Origin of the sequence: Kitasatospora sp. NPDC048540 (assembly GCF_040651175.1) — a bacterium.
In the GTDB taxonomy this organism is placed as follows: Bacteria; Actinomycetota; Actinomycetes; order Streptomycetales; family Streptomycetaceae; genus Kitasatospora.
The window spans coordinates 1-1,535 of sequence record NZ_JBEZIR010000272.1 but is presented as its reverse complement, the minus strand read 5'-3'; the positions used below and the strand labels follow the sequence as shown (position 1 = coordinate 1,535).

Here is a 1,535-nt window from a genome sequence, read left to right as displayed (position 1 = left end):
GGCGGGTTGCCGTGCTTGCGGCTGGGCAGGTCGGCGTGCTTGGTGCGGAGCATGGCGAGGGCTGAGGCGAGGACGGTGCGGGTCTCGGCCGGGTCGATGACGTCGTCGACGAGGCCGCGTTCGGCCGCGTAGTACGGGTGCATCAGCTCGCTCTTGTACTCCTTGATCTTCTGGGCGCGCATCGCGTCGGGGTCCTCGGCGCCGTTGATGTCCCGGCGGAAGATCACGTTGGCGGCACCCTCGGCGCCCATCACGGCGATCTCGTTGGTCGGCCAGGCGTAGGACAGGTCCGCGCCGATCGAGCGGGAGTCCATCACGATGTACGCGCCGCCGTACGCCTTGCGCAGGATCAGCTGGATCCGCGGCACGGTGGCGTTGCAGTACGCGTACAGCAGCTTCGCGCCGTGCCGGATGATCCCGTCGTGCTCCTGGTCCACACCGGGCAGGAACCCGGGCACGTCCAGCATGGTGATCAGCGGGATGTTGAACGCGTCGCACATCTGCACGAACCGCGCGGCCTTCTCCGACGCGTGGATGTCCAGCACCCCCGCCAGCGACTGCGGCTGGTTGGCGATGATCCCCACCACGTGGCCGTCGATCCGCGCCAGCGCGCAGATCACATTGGTCGCCCACCGCTCGTGCACCTCGAGGTACTCGCCGTGGTCGACGACCTCCTCGATCACCTTGCGCATGTCGTACGGCCGGTTGCCGTCCGCCGGCACCAGGTCCAGCAGCGGCTCGTTGCGCCGCTGCACCGGGTCGTCGTTGGGCTGCACCGGCGGCATCTCACGGTTGTTCTGCGGCAGCAGCGACAGCAGGAACCGCACCTCCTCGATGCACGACTGCTCGTCGTCGTACACGAAGTGCGACACCCCGGAGACCGTCGAGTGCACGTCCGCACCGCCCAGCCCGTTCTGGGAGATCTTCTCGCCGGTCACCGCCTGCACCACGTCCGGGCCGGTGATGAACATCTGCGAGGTCTCACGCACCATGAACACGAAGTCCGTCAGCGCCGGACTGTAGGCGGCGCCGCCCGCGCACGGGCCCAGCATCACCGAGATCTGCGGGATCACCCCGGACGCCCGCGTGTTGCGCTGGAAGATCCCGCCGTAGCCGGCCAGCGCGGTCACGCCCTCCTGGATCCGGGCACCCGCGCCGTCGTTCAGCGACACCAGCGGCGCACCCGCCGCGATCGCCATGTCCATGATCTTGTGGATCTTCTGCGCATGCGCCTCACCCAGCGCACCACCGAAGATCCGGAAGTCGTGCGCATAGGTGAACACCGGCCGCCCGTGCACCGTCCCCCACCCGACGACCACACCGTCGGTGTGCGGCTTCTTCGCCTCCAGACCGAAACCCTGCGCCCGGTGCCGCCGGAACGGCTCCACCTCGTTGAACGAACCCTCGTCCAACAGCAACGCGATCCGCTCACGCGCGGTCAGCTTCCCCTTCGCGTGCTGCGCCTCGGTGGCCTTCTCGCTCGGGCCACGGCGGACCTGCTCCCGAAGGTCGTGCAGCTCGGCCACCCGACCCCG

1 protein-coding gene is annotated in these 1,535 nt (G+C 68.9%); it reads right to left on the bottom strand.

The genetic code is table 11. From position 1 onward, the window contains the following. Window positions 1-1,535 (bottom strand): acyl-CoA carboxylase subunit beta (locus AB0D08_RS40790; RefSeq protein ID WP_359895433.1); only part of this gene is annotated, 1,535 nt, incomplete at both ends.